14 protein-coding genes, 1 tRNA gene and 1 pseudogene are annotated in these 17438 nt (G+C 66.4%); 7 read left to right on the forward strand and 9 right to left on the reverse strand.

The features are described from left to right. Positions 1–8 precede the first annotated feature (8 nt). The 3 genes and pseudogenes from G6O54_RS01160 to G6O54_RS01170 all read right to left on the reverse strand — a co-directional run bounded on the left by G6O54_RS01160 (position 9) and on the right by G6O54_RS01170 (position 2715). Complete coding sequence (locus tag G6O54_RS01160; RefSeq protein WP_250846656.1) at positions 9–614, reverse strand: GbsR/MarR family transcriptional regulator; 606 nt, start codon at positions 612–614, stop codon at positions 9–11. Between the two features lie 156 nt (positions 615–770). Beyond that, positions 771–1079 (reverse strand): annotated as a pseudogene (gene msrB / locus G6O54_RS01165) (peptide-methionine (R)-S-oxide reductase MsrB); the annotation flags it as partial. 130 nt (positions 1080–1209) lie between these two features. Further along, positions 1210–2715 carry an aldehyde dehydrogenase family protein gene (locus tag G6O54_RS01170; RefSeq protein ID WP_165219312.1) on the reverse strand — a complete coding sequence of 502 codons (1506 nt, stop codon included), beginning with the start codon at positions 2713–2715 and terminating at the stop codon, positions 1210–1212. Positions 2716–3109: 394 nt separating this feature from the next. Here G6O54_RS01170 and G6O54_RS01175 point away from each other — a divergent pair, with 394 nt between their 5' ends. After that, positions 3110–4675, forward strand: coding sequence for a hybrid sensor histidine kinase/response regulator (locus G6O54_RS01175; RefSeq protein ID WP_165219314.1), 1566 nt, complete (start codon positions 3110–3112; stop codon positions 4673–4675). Positions 4676–4722: 47 nt separating this feature from the next. Here the strand turns inward: G6O54_RS01175 and G6O54_RS01180 are convergent, their stop codons facing one another. Further along, positions 4723–4965 (reverse strand): hypothetical protein, encoded by a 243-nt coding sequence (locus tag G6O54_RS01180; protein WP_165219316.1) that lies wholly within the window; start codon positions 4963–4965, stop codon positions 4723–4725. Positions 4966–5259: 294 nt separating this feature from the next. On the opposite strand from G6O54_RS01180, the gene G6O54_RS01185 reads away from it, so the two are divergent. Both G6O54_RS01185 and G6O54_RS01190 read left to right on the forward strand, forming a co-directional pair. Next, positions 5260–6630 carry a Gfo/Idh/MocA family oxidoreductase gene (locus tag G6O54_RS01185; RefSeq protein WP_165219318.1) on the forward strand — a complete coding sequence of 457 codons (1371 nt, stop codon included), beginning with the start codon at positions 5260–5262 and terminating at the stop codon, positions 6628–6630. 271 nt (positions 6631–6901) lie between these two features. Beyond that, positions 6902–7822, forward strand: a complete 921-nt coding sequence (locus G6O54_RS01190) for a dihydrodipicolinate synthase family protein (protein WP_165219320.1) — start codon at positions 6902–6904, stop codon at positions 7820–7822. 31 nt (positions 7823–7853) lie between these two features. Here G6O54_RS01190 and G6O54_RS01195 read toward each other — a convergent pair whose 3' ends face one another. Beyond that, positions 7854–8669 (reverse strand): 3-keto-disaccharide hydrolase, encoded by an 816-nt coding sequence (locus G6O54_RS01195; protein ID WP_165219322.1) that lies wholly within the window; start codon positions 8667–8669, stop codon positions 7854–7856. Positions 8670–8873: 204 nt separating this feature from the next. Between G6O54_RS01195 and G6O54_RS01200 the strand changes: the two genes are divergently transcribed. From G6O54_RS01200 to cls, 3 genes are all read left to right on the forward strand, one after another. Beyond that, positions 8874–8960, forward strand: a tRNA-Leu gene (locus G6O54_RS01200). 64 nt (positions 8961–9024) lie between these two features. After that, positions 9025–9642: an NUDIX hydrolase gene (locus G6O54_RS01205; protein WP_165219323.1), complete on the forward strand. Its 618-nt coding sequence runs from the start codon at positions 9025–9027 to the stop codon at positions 9640–9642. 137 nt (positions 9643–9779) lie between these two features. Further along, positions 9780–11231: a cardiolipin synthase gene (cls, locus tag G6O54_RS01210; protein ID WP_165219324.1), complete on the forward strand. Its 1452-nt coding sequence runs from the start codon at positions 9780–9782 to the stop codon at positions 11229–11231. A 14-nt stretch (positions 11232–11245) separates the two neighbouring features. Here the strand turns inward: cls and G6O54_RS01215 are convergent, their stop codons facing one another. Continuing rightward, entirely contained in the window at positions 11246–12142 is an 897-nt protein-coding gene (locus G6O54_RS01215) for an HAD family hydrolase (protein ID WP_165219325.1), read from the reverse strand. Positions 12143–12195: 53 nt separating this feature from the next. Beyond that, on the reverse strand, positions 12196–13422 hold the full coding sequence (locus G6O54_RS01220) for a cation:proton antiporter (RefSeq protein ID WP_250846657.1): 1227 nt from the start codon (positions 13420–13422) through the stop codon (positions 12196–12198). Between the two features lie 291 nt (positions 13423–13713). Here G6O54_RS01220 and typA point away from each other — a divergent pair, with 291 nt between their 5' ends. After that, positions 13714–15540 carry a translational GTPase TypA gene (typA, locus tag G6O54_RS01225; protein ID WP_165219326.1) on the forward strand — a complete coding sequence of 609 codons (1827 nt, stop codon included), beginning with the start codon at positions 13714–13716 and terminating at the stop codon, positions 15538–15540. Positions 15541–15701: 161 nt separating this feature from the next. Here the strand turns inward: typA and G6O54_RS01230 are convergent, their stop codons facing one another. Together G6O54_RS01230 and G6O54_RS01235 are read right to left on the reverse strand one after the other, a co-directional pair. Beyond that, entirely contained in the window at positions 15702–16247 is a 546-nt protein-coding gene (locus tag G6O54_RS01230; RefSeq protein WP_165219327.1) for a DUF2721 domain-containing protein, read from the reverse strand. A gap of 8 nt (positions 16248–16255) precedes the next feature. Further along, positions 16256–16897, reverse strand: coding sequence for a thermonuclease family protein (locus tag G6O54_RS01235; protein ID WP_165219328.1), 642 nt, complete (start codon positions 16895–16897; stop codon positions 16256–16258). Positions 16898–17438 lie beyond the last annotated feature (541 nt).

Below are 17438 nucleotides of genomic sequence, written 5' to 3' on the forward strand. Positions count from 1 at the left end.
GGACGCGACTATTCGCCGAAGTCGACATTCAGCTCGGCGGATTCAATCTCCTTGTCGCTCGCCGCGTCCGCCTGCGGCGGCTTGGGCCTGGACCGGGTGAACAGCTTGGAGATCATCGCCCCGCCGCGAAAGAGTCGAAGCAACGCATTCGGTGATAGGCTGTCCACATATCCGTACCAAACGGTCACCATCCGCACGAACTCGAGCATCTTCTCGAGCTGATCGCGGGTGTAACGCTCGGATTCGCCTCCGGCCTTGGCTTCTCCCACGCAGTGCTCCAGCAGGGCGATCGTCGGATCCATCTCGCGACGTTTTCGCTCCGCCATGATCACGCGGAACGTGTCCATGACGTCCTTCAGCGCCTCGAAGCGGTCGCGACGATCGCCGATGCTGTGGACCCGCCGCACGACGCCCCACGTGATCAATTCTCGCAGGCTGGTCGAGACGTTCGACCGGCTGACGTCCAGCAGCTTGCTGATCTCCTCGGCATCCAGCGCCATCGGCGAGACGAAGAGCAACGCGTGCACCTGGGCCATCGTGCGATTGATGCCCCAGGCCTGGCCCATCTCCCCCCAATGGAGCACGAATTTCTGCGCAGCCGGTGTGAGATTCACGGTTTATTCCGCCCCGACAGGATTTTCTATTCCTACAGAAATCCTACTCGCCAGCAAATGATTCAACAAGAGTGGAGAGATCATCGAGAATCACAAACTCTGGCAAGATTGTCGCGACGGAACAAACCGTCGGAAAGGGCGCGGGTGTTTTCGAGCTCAGGGCGTCACCGTTGCCGCTTCGACCGGCACCGAGGGTGCACCCTCCGGCTCCTTCTTCTTGTCGAAGTCGAGGGACGCAGTGTTGATGCAGTATCGCAGCCCGGTCGGGGCGGGGCCGTCGTCGAAGACGTGGCCCAGATGGGCGCCGCACTTACGGCAGGTCACCTCGGTCCGGACCATCCGGTGACTGTGGTCGGTGGCCGTGGCGACCCGCGATTCGTCCTTCGGCTGGTAGAAACTCGGCCAGCCGCTGCCGGAGTCGAACTTGCTGTCGGATTCGAAGAGGGGCTCGCCGCAGCAGATGCAGCTTCATGCATCCGATCGCATGCGAGCAGATCCTCCGCCGTGAGCGAACGTGCGGGCGCCGGGGCGGATACACGCCCGGGCTCCGCGGAATTCTACGTCCCGGGGGCGAGCCGTCGGCAATGGCGAGAGGTCAGGATTTGGGATGAAACATCCGGCAATAAAGCGCGAGCATACGCTCCACCATCCGGGATCGACCGTAGGGATAGAGCTGGGGGCGAAAGCCGCCGGCGGGGCGTTCGAAGACGGCGATCGGCTGGACGAACTCACGGAGGCCTGCCGCGCCGTGGGTCCTCCCGAAGCCGCTCGCCTTGAACCCGCCGAACGGAGCCCCGGCATGGGCGGCCGGCGTGACGGCATCGTTCAGGCTCACGCTCCCCACCTTGAGGTGTCGGGCGACCTCCCGCGCGGCCCTGCGGTCACGTCCCCAGACGCTCGCCCCCAGCGCATAGTCGCTGGCGTTGGCGGCGGCCACGGCCTCGGCCGGGGAGGCCACGCCGCGGACCAGCAGGAGCGGTCCGAAAGCCCCGGCGAGTGCGGCTTCCGCCGCTCGGGTTTCCGCGAGCAGGACGGTCGGCGGGTAGAATGCCCCCGGCCCGCCGAGCGGCTCGCCTCCGGCAAGGACCCTGGCGCCCGACGCGACCCCGGCCTCGATCATGCGGTGGAACCGCTCCCGGGCCGCGGCGTTGATCATCGGGCCGACGTCCGTGTCCTCGCGCGTGGGGTCGCCGACGCGGAGGGCCCTCGCGGCCGCGGCGATCTCGTCGGCCCAGGGCCGCGGGTCGCCCACGACGAACACACGCTTGACCGCGACGCACGTCTGCCCGCAGCCGACGAAGGCAGCCCAGGTGAGGGCCCGCACCGTGCTTGCCCGGGGCGCATCCGGCAGCACGATCGCCGCGTCGAATCCCGAGAGCTCCGCCACGCCGGGGACGCCGCGCTCGCCGAGGGAAGCAAGGACCCTGCGCCCGGTCGACACGCCGCCCGTGAAGACCCCCTTGTCGATCCCGGATTCGATGAGTGCCTGGCCCACTTCCGGCCCGCCGTGCACGGCCGCGACCAGGCCGGCCGGGAATCCGGCCTCCTCCAGCCCCTCCTGCAAGGCGCGACCGGTCGCCGCCGCCAGCTCCGAGGGCTTCCAGACGACGGCGTTGCCGGCCGCAAGGGCATGGGCTATGGGCGTGGCATTGAGGAAGAGCGGGTAGTTCCAGGTCCCGATGATCCCGATCACGCCCAGGGGGGCCTGCACCTGACGGGCGGCCCCGATCAGCAGGAATCGCTGCCAGGAGGGGCCGATTCGTTCGCTGCGGAGCAGGCGGCCGGCGTTGTGGACGGTCCACCTCAGGTTGTCCAGGGTGGGGATCACGTCGCCGGCCATCGCCTCGATGCGGGGCTTGCCGATCTCGTCGCGGATGAGGTCCGCCAGGAGCTCGCGATCCCGGCTGAGGATCCGCCACCATCGGGTCAGTACCGCCTTCCTCCCGTTCCAGGAGGTGGTCGACCATGCCACCTGAGCCTCGGCCGCCCGCCCGACGATCGCCGCGACGGCATCCCGGTTCGTGGTGCCGGACGACCCCACGCGGGCGGCCGGCGGCGGCGAAATGGTCCTGGCCAGGTCAACCTCCGGGAGCATCGACATCTCCGGCCTCGTTCCTCTTCACGCACCCACCCCGGGTGGTGCCCGCCTCCTCCCGAAGGGAGAACGGTCCGATCCCGAGACCATGCTACGCGACCGCCGGAGACCGGAACAGTCCGGCTTCGTTCCGCGACGGCAACTCATGCACCGCCAGATGCCGCGACCTTGGGTCGCGGAACCCGATTGCTGAACTGCTTTTAATTCGATAACTCTTGCGTTCCACGACCGAACCGTCCGAAGATATGATGGATAAGGATCGACTCATGCCATACGGGCTCGTCTCTCGCTCGCAACCGGATTCAGGCGGTGTGGCCGGACAGCGGGAGGACCGGATCTCCTCTGGTCGTCGCGCCTGCGTCGAAGCCTCGCCATGATGGGATGGTGTACCGGGACTGCCATGAAAGAGAATCCGCTCGAAAAGGATGCTGAGACGGATGCGGGCGATCTCCAGCTCTGGGCCGGATCCAGCCAGAGGGCCTTCCTCGCGTCGATCGTCGAATCGTCGCAGGACGCGATCATCGGCAAGTCCCTGGACGGCACGATCCTGAGCTGGAACCGTGGCGCGGAACGGATCTTCGGCTACGCTCCGGAGGAGATCCTCGGGAGGCCCATCACGACGCTTGCCGTTCCGGGGCAGGAGGCCGACATCCTCAACGTCCTCTCGCGGGTCGGTCGCGGCGAGCGGATCGAGCACTATGAGACGATTCGCCGGACCCGAGACGGCAGGGACATCAACGTCTCCCTGACGGTCTCGCCGATCCGCGACGACACAGGGGCTATCGTCGGCGCATCCAAGATCGCCCGCGACATCACCGAGAAGAAGAAGACGGAACATCAGAACCTGACCCTGCTCCAGGAAGTCCAGAGGGCGGTCAAGGGCCGGGACGAATTCCTCTCCATGCTCGCGCATGAGCTCCGCAATCCGCTCGCCCCGCTCCGGAACGCGATCCACCTCCTCCAGCTCCGCGGCGACGACCCCACGGTCGTGGAGCGCGTTCGCGCGATGATGGAGCGTCAGATCAGCCACATGAGCCGATTGATCGGAGACCTGCTCGACGTCTCGCGGATCACCCGGGGGATGATCCGGATCGAGCCGGAGCGGACCGATCTCGTCCAGCTCACGCGGATCGTCCTCGAGGACCAGCTCCCGGCCTTCCGTCAGGCGGGGACGGCCCTGGTCACCGCGATCCCCGACATCCCGATCTGGGTCCACGCGGACAGGACCCGGCTGTCGCAAGTGCTGGATAATCTCCTGGAGAACGCTCGCAAGTTCACGGATCCGGGCGGAGAGGTCTCGATCGAGATCGCCGCGGACCTGCCCGGGCGCGAGGCCGTCGTGCGGATCAAGGACACGGGGATCGGGGTGGACCCCGACATGCTGCCGCGGATCTTCGAGGTCTTCACCCAGGCGGACCTCAGCCTCGACCGCCCGCGCGGAGGGCTCGGGCTGGGCCTGGCCCTGGTGAAACGACTGATCGAGCTGCATGGGGGCACCGTCCAGGCCCGGAGCGAAGGCCGCGACCGGGGGTCGGAATTCACCATCACCCTCCCCCTGGAAAACGAGCCCATGGCCCTGGCCGATAGCCCGACGGGACCGGCCGCGAAGGGTCGGCATCTGCGAATCCTGGTCGTGGAGGACAACCGCGACTCGGCCGAGAGCCTGCGGATGCTGCTCGCCACCCGCGGATACGACGTCAAGCTCGCCTTCACCGGGCTCGAGGGCCTGCAATCGGCGAGGTCGCTGCGGCCCGACGTGGTCATCTGCGATATCGGCCTGCCCGAGATAGACGGCTTCGCCGTCGCTCGAGCCATCCGGGACGATCCCGTGACGCGGGACATCCGGCTCATCGCCATCACTGGCTACGGCCGGGACGACGATAAGAAACGGGCTCTCGATTCCGGCTTCGATACCCACCTGGTCAAGCCCGCCGATCCCGAGACGCTGCTCACCCTCATCTCCTGACCCGCCGGCGGGATGCCCGGGCGGCGTCCCGATTCCCACCGTTCGGATCACCACCGCGGCGGCCGACCGGCGACGGCATCACGCACCGCCAGGCTGACCAGGTCCGCGTTCGCCGCCCGGCCCATCCTCCGCACCACCTCGGCGGCAATGGCCTCCACGCGGCCACCGATCCCGGCCGCGAAATCGCGCCCGAAGCAGTGATCGAAGCGGGCGATCTCGATGAGCCTGGCCGCCTCGCCATAAGCCCGCCGATACTGCGAGCAGGCATCCGGATCGGTCGCGTCGATCATCGCCACACCCTCGGCGACCGGGTCGCCCTGACATCGAGTGTATGCCAGGCGACACAACTGAACCAAAGACCACTCGGGACAAAAATACACTTCAGTCGGGGTGGTTGCAAGCGTCGCGACGGGACGGTCCCGGCTATTCCGGAGGCATGACCGGCGTGCTAAGCTCCACGGTCGTTGCACCTCGGCTCGTCGGCACGCCGATGAATCCGGGCCGCGCGGCCGGAGCGGGGAGATGCCCTCCTCTCGCGCCGCCCGCTTCCTCCCCTTCCCCCGCCATTGACGTTGGAGGCAGAGATGACCGATCCCCAGTCGAACCCCTCGCGACGCGGGTTCATGAAGACGACGGGCGTCGTGGCCGCGGCCTCGGCGTTCTCCCAGGGAGGCGTCCCTCTGGTGCACGCCGGGGAGAGTAATACCATCCAGGTCGCGCTCGTGGGATGCGGCGGCCGCGGCACGGGCGCGACCGAGAATGCCCTGGAGACCAAGAGCGGCCCGATCAAGCTCGTGGCGATGGCGGACGTGTTCGACTCCCGCCTCAAGGAGAGCCTCGAGCAGATCAGGAAGGATCGCAAGGAGGACAAGGTCGACGTCAAGGATGACAGGAAGTTCATCGGCTTCGACGGCTACAAGAAGGCCATGGACTCACTCAAGCCGGGGGACGTCGTGATCCTGGCCACGCCGCCGGGGTTCCGCTGGGTCCACTTCACCTATGCGATCGAGAAGGGGCTGAATGTCTTCATGGAGAAGCCCGTCACGGTGGACGGGCCGACCTCGAAGAAGATGCTGGCCCTGGCCGAGAAGGCCACCCAGAAGAACCTGAAGTGCGCCGTGGGGCTGATGTGTCGCCATTGCAAGGCCCGCCACGAGCTCATCGACCGGATCCGGGGCGGCGCGATCGGCGACCTCCTCACCCTGCGGGCCTACCGTCAGAAGGGGCCGGAAGGGAACACGCCGGTCCCTCCCAAGCCCAACGACATCAGCGAGCTGCTCTACCAGATCCGCAAGTTCCACGGCTTCCTCTGGGCCAGCGGCGGGTCGTACAGCGACTTCCTGATCCACAACATCGACGAATGTTGCTGGGTCAAGGGCTCGTGGCCGGTCGAGGCCAAGGGGAGCGGCGGCCGGGTCTATCGGGGCGACGCCATCGATCAGAATTTCGACACGTACTCGGTGGAGTACACCTTCGATGACGGGTCGAAGCTCTTCCTCGAGGGCCGCAACATCGACGGCTGCCATTCCGAGTTCGCCAGCTACGCCCACGGCTCCAAGGGCATGGCCGTGATCTCGTCGAACTCGCACTCCCCGGCGAAGTCGCGGATCTACAAGGGGCAGAAGCAGGCCAAGAAGGACCTGGTCTGGGCGTTCCCCCAGCCGGAGCCCAACCCCTATCAGCTCGAGTGGGACGACTTCATCAACGCCATCCGCAAGGACCAGCCCTACAACGAGGTGAAGCGCGGGGTCGAGGCGAGCCTGGTCACGTCCATGGGCCGGATGGCCGCGCACACCGGACAGGTCATCACGTTCGACGAGATGCTGAACTGCCCCCACGAATTCGCGCCGAACCTGGACAAGCTGACGATGAACGGAGCGGCGCCGCTCCAGACGAACCCCAACGGGAAGTATCCCTGGCCGGAGCCGGGGATCAAGCGCGACCGCGAGTTCTGAGCTCCACGGACCGGAGCGATTCGAGAGTCTGCCGGGGGCGACGGCCTCGGTCTCCACCGTCGGGATGGATCACCGGGGTCGTCCGTACGAGCGACGACGGATCGCCTTGCGGCCGGGGGCGATCGCGCGGTCGCGAGGATTGTATGAGAGAGGATGCCGGGTCCGTCGGCGGTGGCCACGACCGGCCCCGCGCCGGCTGGCGATGTCCGGGCGCGGGCCGGTACACTACCCCAACCTGGCGGCATATCCTGACCTCTCTCGGAGCCCCCGCATGCCCGGCCTGCTCAGCGGACTGATCCCCGCCTGCCATACCCCGATGGACCAGACCGGAGCCCTTTCGCTCGCGCAGGTCGACGAGCAGGCCATGCTCCTGCGCGAGTGCGGAATCCGGGCCGTCTTCGTGGGAGGGACCACCGGCGAGTGCGCCTCCCTGAGCCTCGACGAGCGGATGGCCCTGGCCGAGCGCTGGTGTGCCGCCGCGGGGAGTTCGATGCAGGTCGTCGTCCATGTCGGCGACAACAGCCTACCCGAGGCCGTCCGACTGGCGGCCCAGGCCCGCGACGTCGGGGCGGCGGCCGTCGCGGCCGTCGCGCCCAGCTATTTCAAGCCCGCCGGCGCCCTCGAGCTCGTCGAGTTCTGCGCGCCGATCGCCGCCGAGGCCGATCCCCTGCCCTTCTACTACTACGACATCCCCGGGATGACCGGCGTGCGCCTGGCGATGTCCGACTTCCTCCGCCAGGCGAGATTCCGGATCCCGACCTTGCGCGGGCTGAAGTACTCGAACGACGACCTCCTGGAGCTTCAGGAGTGCATCCGCCTGGACGGCGGGGCCTTCGACGTCTTCTTCGGTTCGGACGAGTGCTACCTCGCCGGGCTCTGCCTGGGGATCCGGGGTGCGGTCGGGAGCACCTACAACTTCGCCGCCCCGCTGTACCAGAAGATCACCCGGGCGTTCGAGGCCCGCGACTTCACGACAGCGCGGGCACTCCAGGGGACATCCATCGACCTCATCAAGGCACTTCGCCGACGAGGTTTCATGGCCGCGTCGAAGGCCGTGATGGAGATGCTGGGCGTCGACTGCGGGCCCGTCCGGGCCCCCCTCCGCGGCCTCTCGCTCGACGAGCGGATCTCCCTGTGGGAGGAGATCGCGCCGCTCGACGCCTATCCTCGACCGCTCCGCAGGCCCCGTTGACGTCGCGCCCAGACTCGGCCGATCCGTCGGCTCACTCGTCGAGGGGGAAAATCTCGACCTTCCGGAACTCGACGGGGTGGCTCTCCGCCTGGAGCGAGATGTAGCCACCCTTCACGGCCTTGTCGCCGCCCCGGTCCGCGGCCAGCCGCTTCGCGTCCGGGTCGCTGGCGTCGAGGATCGGCCGATCGTATTCGATGACGAGCTCGCCGTTGACGAAGTGCTTGATGGTCCCGTCGCCGTGGGCCTCGACCTCGATGGTGACCCACTGGTCGCCGTCGTAGGTCTTCGAGGTCGAATCATTGCAGTGCTGGGTGACGAGTTTGTCCTTCATGTAGACGTGGGTGCCAGGCGTGCACAGATTTCCGGTGGAGCGCTTGCCTCGGCCGGATCCGCCCAGGAACTGAACTTCCAGCGAGACGGGGAAATCCTGGTCCTTGCGCATCGTCTCCGGCGGCTGGCAGTGGATCATCGCCCCGCTGTTGCGGAAGGCCCAGCTCGGGCCTCCGGGGACCTGATCGCCGACGAACCGGTATTCGACTCGAAGCTTGTAGTGGGAGAAGGGGTGCGCGTAGAAGAGGTGGCCGAACTCGCCATTGAACTTCGTGTAGCGGTCATAGGCGACGATGATCTTGCCGTCCTGGACGCGGAAGGTGTCCAGGTAGTTCTCACCCAGCGCGGAGCCCCTCAGCTTGGGAGTCCACCCCGTCAGGTCCTTGCCGTTGAAGAGGCTGGTCCACTGTCCCTTGGGCGGCACGGGGACGGTTTTCGTATCGTCCGCGGGCAGTTCCCGCCCCAGTGCCAGGGCCGCGAGTCCGCACCACGCCATCCGCCAACAAGACCGTGCCATGACCAGGCCCCCGAGGGATTCTCTCCACGATGCGAGCCATTCGACTCCTCAGGATGGACCGCATCGGGGTCGGATTCAAGTCCTCGCCGCCCTGCGTTCGATGATCAGGGGTCATTCACGCTCCAAGCATCCTCGCGGGCCCCTTGACATCCGCGATCGCGGGACTAGGATGGATTCTCCTGAGTTGAGCGGACCGCTCCTCGGGCCGGAGTGGTGGAATTGGCAGACACGCTAGCTTGAGGGGCTAGTGGGCTAACCATGCCCGTGCAGGTTCAAGTCCTGTCTCCGGCACTATTCGTTGAAGGGGTCGCGTCGGTTTCGACGGGACCCCTTTTTCGTGCGCGAGAGGCTCGCCATGACTCCACGATGGCTGGAATGGGCTCGTCGGATCGACGCGATCGGGCAGACTGGTCTGACTTTCAACCAGGATCCCTACGATCGCGAGCGTTACGAGATGCTCCGCAAGGTCGCCGCGGAGATGATGGCCGAGGGTTCCGGCGAAGCCATGGAACGGGTCGCGGAGATCCTCGGGAGCGACGCGGGGTATGCGACTCCCAAGGTCGATGTCCGCGGCGTGGTCTTCCGGGATGCCAGGATCCTCCTCGTCCGGGAGCGAAGTGACGGCCTCTGGACTCTTCCGGGAGGCTGGGCGGACGTGGGCGATACGCCGGCCGAGGCCATCGTCAGGGAGATCCGGGAAGAGTCCGGTTTCGAAGCCAGGGTCGCGAAGCTGCTCGCCGTGCTTGACCGCGATCGTCAGGGTCATCCTCCCCACGTCCATCACAGCTACAAGCTCCTCTTCCTCTGCGATCTCCTCGGCGGTGCCCCGACGACCTCGCACGAGATCCTGGACGTCGGCTTCTTCGCCGAGGATCGGATCCCCGAGCTTTCGCTCGACCGAACCCTCCCTTCTCAGATCGCCCGCGCCTTCGAGCATCTCCGGGATCCGGACCTCCCGGCGGATTACGACTGACCCGCGGATCGCCTCCGAGCGCGAGCGATCGGCGGGTGCGTTGCAAACCGCCGCGAAGGCCCCGATACTGTCTTAAGCCCGAGGGCCGGCCACGGTTCCTCGGCCCTCACGCTGACACCCCGGAGCTTGCCGCCGTCGTGCCCCGCCTCTTCGAGTGGCCCGATTACTGGCTGCTGACGGACTTCTCCGCGCACATCGGGTTCTTCCTGGGCCTGATCTTCCTGGCGCACCTGATCCGTCAGCGACGCTCACCCGCCAGCACCATGGCCTGGCTGCTGATCATCCTCTTCCTGCCCTACGTTGGCGTCCCGCTCTACCTCATGCTGGGCGGGCGTAAGATGAACCGCATGGCACGCCGGAAGCCGCGCGTCTATGACCGCGTCGGCCCGGCCGATCCACGAAGAATCGAGGGCCATCAGGGGACCGAGCGATTCCTGCTCTCTTATGGAGTCCCGCCGGCCCGCGAGGGGAACCGGCTGGAGCTGCTGACGCAGGGCGAGGTGGCGTTCCGAAGGCTCGTCGAGCTCATCGATTCCGCCACCTGCTCCATCCATGTCACGACCTACATCCTAGGCCGCGGGAGGGTCGGTCGCGAGATCGTCGAACGCCTGGCCCGACGGGCCCGCGACGGAGTCTCCGTCCGGCTCTTGCTGGACAGCGTCGGGTCGCGGCGAGTACGCCGGAGCGACCTCGCGACCCTCAGGGAGAGCGGCGCGGCGATCGCCTACTTCATGCCGGTCCTCCACGTCCCATTCCGGGGGCGAGCCAATCTCCGGAATCACCGCAAGATCGTCATCGTCGACCGTCAGGTCGCGCTGACGGGGGGCATGAACTTCGCCTGGCCTTACATGGGACCGGACCCCGAAGCGGGACTCTGGCGAGACCTGTCGGTGGTCGTCCAGGGGCCCGCCATCGTGGACCTGGATGCGCTCTTCCTATCGGACTGGAAGTTCGCCACCGGCGAGGTACTCCAAGGGGGCTATCCCGGACCGGACGGCGAGCTGGAATCTCACGAGCCCACGCCTCCTGCCCTGACCGGCTCTCTCGGAACGCCCAGCACGGTGCAGGTCGTCGCGAGCGGCCCGGACGTTCCCGACGACCCGCTCTACGAGACGCTCGTCTCCCTGATCTTCGCGGCCTCGAAGCGGATCTGGATCGTCACACCGTACTTCGTGCCGGACGAAATGCTCGCGCGGGCGCTCACCCTGGCCGCCAGGCGGGGTGTGGACATCCGCCTCATCGTCCCGCAGCGATCCAATCATCTCTCGACCGACCTGGCGCGAGAGAGCTATCTTCGCGACCTCCATGAGGCCGGGGGGATGGTCTTCCTCTACCAACCGGTCATGATGCATGCGAAGGCCGTCCTCATCGACGACCAGCTCGCCGTGGTCGGCTCGGCCAACATGGACAACCGGAGCCTCTTCCTCAACTACGAAGTCGCCCTCTTCGTGTACTCGCGGGAATCGGTCGAGGAGCTCGCCACGTGGGCGCTGGGACTTCAGGCGGATTCGCTCAGGGAGTTGCCCCAGCCCGGCTGGTTGCGAGAGCTCGCGGAGAGCGTCGTCCGGCTCCTTGCACCGCTCCTCTGACCGATCGATCGGTGTCAGCCCCCTCCTGACCGCTTCCGTCCCATCGCCGCACGCCTCAGGCGGACGTTGAGGATTGGAGATGCTTCCTTGATCGAGAGCGCGGGCCGCTCGGGGCCGACTTCGGGCGAATCTGGGGACATCTCGACTCGCTCCTGCCACCGCTCGTCGAGCCAGCCCAGGAAGGCCGCAACGTCCGAGGATGATGTCTTGTCGGCCCCAGCCCCCTCGTTTGCAGTCGGTGCAGGGATCGCCCCATCCACGCCGCCTTCAATCTCCTCGCCGCCGATGGTCACGATGGCCGTGTCCGGGGACTTGATCCGGCCCAGGATCCATCGCATCGCATGGCCGTAGTCCCAGTCGATCCTGAGACGGATTTCGAACCGCGAGCCGTGGAGAGTCGCGATCAGGTCGGCATGATCCGCCGGCACGAGTGCCCGAACCAGTGCGGTTAGCTCCTCGGCCGCCTGCGCGGGGCATCTTGAGAAATCGATGTTCAGCGCGAGCGACCTGGACTCGATCGAGATCTCCGGGAAGAGCAACGGGAGGCCCGATAGCTTCTGACCCAGTGCCTCGATGGCGGATCGACATTGCAGAGCTTCGGGATGAGCGAAGTGGAATGCGGGGCCCTCGATCTCCATCCCCTGATTGGCGACGTAGACGAGCCGTGGATCCTCGATCAGCGCCTTCATCTCCGACAGGGATCGGCGGTCCATGACGCAGGCGAGCACCCCTTCTCTCGAGGCAATCTCGGCGATCCTGGTTCGAAGCTCAGGGCTTAGCGACCGGTCGCCGGTGGGCGAGAGGCTCTCCTCGAGCCCTCTCTCCAACTCCAGGAAGAGGATGAGGCTAGATGCCCCGGCAACCCTCGTTTCGAGCTCATGATGCCCCACGTCCATAAGCTGCGCTCTCATCGTGAAATGCCCCGTCGTCCGCGTTCCGGTGTTTCGCGTGATTCGCGAGTTGCTCAAGCTTCCATCACGAGATCCTCGATTCCGTCCGCCGAATCCGGCAGTTCTCCGCCTCGGTGGGAGCCGACGAGTCTCTTGAGCAAGGGTGGTGCCAGGAACGTCGTGACGAGGACCATCAAGGTGACGCCCGCGAATAGACTCTCGTCGAAGATCCCCGCCGTCATCCCCATCTGACCGAAGATCAGGCCGACCTCGCCGCGAGGGATCATCCCCACGCCGATGATCGATTTCCTCCCCTTGAACCAGTAAGGGGCATATCCTGCAAACAGCTTGCCAAAGATACCCACGAAGATGAGGACGCCGCCGATCAGGAGCGCCCAGCGCCCGTCGGCAAGCCTCGGGTCGAGGTAATGGAGGTCGACCGAGGCCCCGACGCCGACGAAGAAGATGGGGACGAAGAAGTGGCCCAGCACGGTGACCCCGTGCTCGATCTCGTGGGCCCTGGGCACCGCATTGAGGAGCAATCCCGCGGCGAACGCGCCGAGGATCAGGGCGGAGCCGGCGCGGTCGGCGGCCCAGGCCAGCGCGAGCGCCAGGATCAGGGCCAGGATGGTCGGGGTGCCGGGCATCTCGATGAGCCCGGCCGCCCGCAAGAGCCAGGGCATGAGGAGCTTTCCGGCGAGGATCACGACGATCAGGAAGCCGAACGCGACGGCCGTCGTCCACGCCACGCTCCCGAGCGTGGGCGACGCTCCTCCGGCCATCCCCTTCACGACGGTCAGAATCACGAGGCCGAGCACGTCGTCGATCACGGCCGCGCCGAGGATGATCTGTCCCTCCTCGGAGCCCAGCTTGCCGAGGTCGGAGAGGACCCGCGCGGTGATGCCGACGCTCGTGGCCGTCAGCGTCGCCCCGGCCATGATGGAGGCGATGTCCACCATGCCGAGCAGCCGGCAGGCCCCGTAGCCGAGGACGAAGGGGAGCACCACTCCGGCAACCGCCACGACCGTCGAGGTCTTCCCGGCCTTGAAGAACTTCGGCAGCTCGGTCTCCAGTCCGATCGCGAGGAGCAGGACGAAGACCCCGAGCTCCATGAGCATCTCCATGGTCTCGTGGTGCATGTCCACCAGCGCGAGCCCGGACCGTCCCAGGATGAGGCCGGAGATCAACTCGCCGAGGACCGCCGGTTGGCCGAATTTCTGAGCAATCGCCCCCATGACCTTCGCTCCGGCGAGCATGACGGCGAGCATGGCGAAGAGTTGGGGAGCTTCCAGGGAATGCATGAGCACCTGCCTCGCGAGCGTCGAATCACGTTCAGATCGAGAGCCTTACGGACTGGCCTTTCGTTACAACGACCATACCAAGGAGGCGACAGGCGAGGACTGCGGATCCCGCCGTCTCCGGCGGGAAATCGTCGATCGACGACGCACGCGTCATGCATGCACCTACGCTCGGCCTTGTCCGACAAGGGGAATGACGTGTAAGATTCGTACTGTGTCAACATGTTCGTCTCCCGCGGGTGGCGGGGCGAGAGTCGGAAGGCAGCCCGCCCGGGAGGCGGGGGCAGGAGACCCATGAAGCGACGCGACGACATCAGGAACGTGGCCATCATCGCCCACGTGGACCACGGCAAGACGACTCTGGTCGACGCGATGCTTCGCCAGTCCGGGCAGTTCCGCGCCTCTCAATTGCAGGGCGAGCGGATCCTCGATTCCAACGACCTGGAACGAGAACGCGGCATCACCATCCTGGCAAAGAACATCGCCATCAATTACGGCCCGACCAAGATCAACCTGATCGACACCCCCGGCCACGCCGATTTCGGCGGCGAGGTCGAACGGACGCTGCAGATGGCCGACGGTGCGCTCGTGCTCGTGGACGCCTTCGAGGGGCCGATGCCCCAGACGAAGTTCGTCCTCCGCAAGGCGTTCGAATGCCACATCCGGCCGATCGTGGTGATCAACAAGGTCGATCGCCCCGACGCCCGCCCGAACGAGGTCCTGAACGAGATCTTCGACACGTTCGTGGAGCTCGGTGCCAGCGACGAGCAGCTCGACTTCGCCTACATCTTCGCCTCCGGCCGGTCGGGATTCGCCTCGCATGATCCCAGCGTCACCTCGGGCGACGTGCGGCCCCTGTTCGACCTGATCCTGGAGCGAGTCCCCGGGCCGGTCGTGGATCCGGACGGGCCGTTTACCATGGTCTGCACGACGCTCGACTACTCCGAGTACGTCGGCCGGATCGCCATCGGCCGGATCGCCTCGGGGAAGGTCCGGCGCGGGCAGCGGGCCAATCTGATCAAGGTCAAGGACGCCTCGACGCCGGGCTCGATCGACGGCCTCCTGCTCTTCGACAAGCTCGGCCGGGTCGAGGTGGAGGAAGCGGAGGCCGGCGACGTCGTCGCGGTCGTCGGCCTGGCCACGGTCGAGATCGGCGATACGATCGCGGATCCGGAGGTTATGACCGCCCTGCCGCGGATCGAGGTCGGCGAGCCGACCCTAACGATGCTCTTCCGGGTCAACGACTCGCCGCTCACCGGGGAGGGCAAGTACCTGACCAGCCGCCACCTCAACGATCGCTTCCAGCGCGAGCTGGAGTCGAACGTGGCGCTCAGGGTCGAGCCGACCGAGGACGGCGATGCCTTCCAGGTCTCCGGCCGCGGGCTGCTCCACCTGTCGGTCCTCATCGAGACGATGCGGCGCGAGGGCTACGAGCTGGCGGTCGGCAAGCCGGAGGTCATCATCAAGAAGATCGATGGCGTCGATCACGAGCCCTACGAGTTCCTGGTCGTCGACGTCCCCCACGGCCACATCGGCCCCGTCATGGAGCTCGTGGGCGCCCGAAAGGGCGAGATGAGCAAGATGGACGTGAAGGGCGCCTATGCTCACATTGAGTTCCTGATCCCTTCCCGCGGCCTGATCGGCCTCCGCAACCGGCTCATGAGCGCCACCCAGGGCGAGGCGATCATGCACCACAACTTCCACGACTACCGCCCCTTCAAGGGAGAGATCCCGAGCCGCCCCAACGGCGTGATGATCAGCATGGTCCGCGGCCAGGCCGTTGCGTTCTCGCTGGACAACCTCCAGCAGCGCGGCACGATGTTCGTCCAGCCCGGTGACGACGTCTACGAGGGGATGATCATCGCCGAGAACGCCCGCAACGAGGACATGGTGGTCAACCCCGCCAAGGAGAAGAAGCTGACGAACATGCGGGCCTCGGGCTCGGACAAGAACGTCCTCCTCAAGCCCCCTCGCCTCCTCACCCTCGAGATCGCCCTCGAGTACATCGAGGCCGACGAGCTCGTCGAGATCACCCCGAGCAAGATCCGCCTGCGGAAGAAGGTCCTCAGCGAGGAAGCGCGGAAGCGGAGCGAACGAAGCGGCAAGAAGGTCGGGGTCTGAGCACTGATCGCGACCGCGAACCGGTGCGGACCGGCCGGCAACGGACCGGCTCATGCACTCAGACAGTGGAAACCCTCCGCCTCTCCCGCTCGGCGGGAGAGGCTTGGAGTGAAGTCGGGAAAGCCTGCACTTGCATCGTGATCGTCGCGGGATCGCGCCGCTCAAGGCCCGGGCCCCAGCGCCGCCACGGTGCTGGCCTCGGACTGATTCCGGCCGGCCTCGGCCCGCTTCTTCCGGATCCGCTCGTAGAAGCGAACTTCGAGTCGCTTCCCCTTGAGCGCCTCGCGTGATTCTCGGGTGAGCTGCACGCAGGCCGCGAACTCGAGGACCACGCCGACCATCGCCAGGATCGTCGGGATGAAGGCGACGTTGTTGGAGAAGAACGAGTCGATGGCCATGGTCAGGCTCGTCGCCACGAAGGCGGCGAGCGATAGGTAGAGCAGCGACAGGGCGATGTGGATCCGCTCGACCCGCCAGACGTTCCGATGGAGCTCCTCGGTCACGAACGCGACCCGGTCCTCCACGAAGTCCAGGCTGCTCCCCGAATGGCTCAGGCCGTCGAGCTCGAGGTCGAGGTGCCGAATCCGGTCCGCCACGCGGGCCATCCGGTTCGAGGTCGAGATGATCAGCGACCCGTTCGAGGTCATGAACAGCGCCGGGGTGATCATCGCCGTCAGGATCGAATAGCTTTCCGAAGTCGTGGGCATGGTCCGCTTCACTTCTCCGCCGCGCCCTGGCCGGACTTCTGTGCGTCGACGACCGCTCGCATCCGCTTGCGGAAGACGTGCGGCGGCTCGAAGGCGAGCGGCGGGTGGCCCTTCGCGGCGGCCGTGACCTCCGCGGCCAGGGCGGGGAGGCCATTGTCCCCGTAGAAGCTGACCGTCTCGTCGCTCAGGCCCGCCTTGATGACCAGGACGGAGTAATTCTTGCCATCGAGGATGAGGTAGCCGAGCGTCCTCTGGTAGGGGTCGAGCATCGCCGCGCGGATGAGCTTCACGTCGCTGGCGACGGAGAAGGCCCCCCGGGCAAAGGCCCGTCCTTCCGGCCCGAATGGCTGGTCATAGGGGATCGAGTGCTCCTCGTGCCGGGTCTCGGGCGTGTCGATTCCGAGGATCCGGACGGTCTCCTCGTCATTCTCGCCCCACTTGATGACCACGGTGTCGCCGTCGTCGATCCGGATCGTCGCCGGATCGACGACCACGGGGGCGCCGTGTGGGCGTGTCTGGGGCTTCTGCTCGACCTTCCCCTGAACCCTGGGAGGTTCCTGGGCCGAGCTGGGATGGGACGCGGCCATGGCGAGTCCGATGCACAGGCAGGCGGACGTTGCGGCGATCGAGGCGGAAGCGCGAAGACTCATCGTGGGGCTCTCTTCGGGGTATCGAAGCGGAGGCACTCCATACAAGAGTAATGCACGATGATCGAAGATTGCTACCGGAGGAACCGCTTGCGAGCTGAGGTCCGGCCATAACGGCATGAGATCGCGCCGCCGGTACGAAGAGGTCGACGACGGGGAGAATGGCCCGCCGGATCGATCAGGCAGGCTGACGGCTCCAGCAGGGCTCGCGGGGCGGTCCGCCTCGGCATTTCGCTCGGCGAAGCGTCCTCTATGATCGAGACGGCATGGCCGTGTCGATGACGCCGTAATTCGCGAGGCGCGAGCACCCAGGCGGCCAGCAGTGGCGAGCGCCGTTCGTCCACTCGATGTTGAAGCGTCGGATCCGCGCCGCGCTCCGGGCGCGGAGGGGAGGCAGCCTCTCCGGGGAGATGTTCCTGCCAGCTATGACGTATTACGTGATGATTCTTCGAATCGGGATATTTTACAGAGTATTACCTCGGCAAGGAAGAAGATCACCGTGATAGGGCTCTTACCGCTGACAGGGAAGCCGGCCCGCATTCAC

This window comes from Aquisphaera insulae (genome assembly GCF_011064615.1).
Classification (GTDB): Bacteria; Planctomycetota; Planctomycetia; order Isosphaerales; family Isosphaeraceae; genus Aquisphaera; species Aquisphaera insulae.